Annotated in this window: 2 pseudogenes; one reads left to right on the top strand and one right to left on the bottom strand. The window is 67.3% G+C overall.

Features of this window, described 5'->3' with window-relative positions:
* Nucleotides 1–368: pseudogene (locus ARC23_RS20195) on the bottom strand (SH3 domain-containing protein); the annotation flags it as partial.
* Between the two features lie 132 nt (nucleotides 369–500).
* On the opposite strand from ARC23_RS20195, the pseudogene ARC23_RS20190 reads away from it, so the two are divergent.
* Nucleotides 501–781, top strand: a pseudogene (locus tag ARC23_RS20190) (transglutaminase domain-containing protein); the annotation flags it as partial.

Below are 781 nucleotides of genomic sequence, written 5' to 3'. Positions count from 1 at the left end.
CCCTTGTCGTTGTAGAGGGCGCGGCTGGGCCAGCTGGACAGCGCGCTGATGCTGGCACGCACCGCCGCCGCATCAAGCGCGGCGGGCAGTGTGGCGATGTCCTGGATGTGGCTGTCCTGCGCCCGCATCCGCGCGTTCTGCGCCTCGATCTGCGCGCGATCCAGGATCGGCGCATCGGCAGTGTCCAACCGGGCCGCCCAATACTGCGGGGTCAGGTAGGCCTCGTGCAGGCCGATCACGTAGGGCAGCGGTGCGCCAGGATCGGGGGCCGGCGCGGTCCGCGCAAAAGTGGGCGCCGCCAGCAGGCACAGCGCCAGGGTCAAGCGGCGCGGCCAATGCCGATGCCGTTCGCGGGAAGCCAGGATCATGCGCAGCACACCCTCCTCGAATGCCTTTTGGAATATTTATTCCTTTCGGCATAGAAAGCAAGAATAAATTATTGACCGGGATCCCGGCCCGTGTTACACAGCCATTACCACCCGCGCTGGGGAAGTGTCGCTGTGGATCCTGCCGTTCGCAAACCGCGTCTGCCTGCCGCCGCCGGCCTGTGTGCCGCGCTGCTGCTGTGGGCGTCGGCCACGCAGGCAACGGATGGGAACAGCAGCCAACAGCGGGCGCGCCAGGCGCAGGTAATCGACCTGATCGACAGCGGTCGCTTCAGCGATGCCGAAGCGCTGCTGGCAACGGCCGGCGATAGCGCCGAAAGGGCGTTCCAGCGCGAGCGCATGCGCCGCATCCGCTTGGATTTCAGCCTCGACCAGGCCGCCGCCAAGGCCGCCGT

Origin of the sequence: Stenotrophomonas beteli (assembly GCF_001431665.1) — a bacterium.
GTDB lineage: Bacteria > Pseudomonadota > Gammaproteobacteria > Xanthomonadales > Xanthomonadaceae > Stenotrophomonas > Stenotrophomonas beteli.
This window is presented reverse-complemented; position numbering and strand designations above follow the sequence as displayed.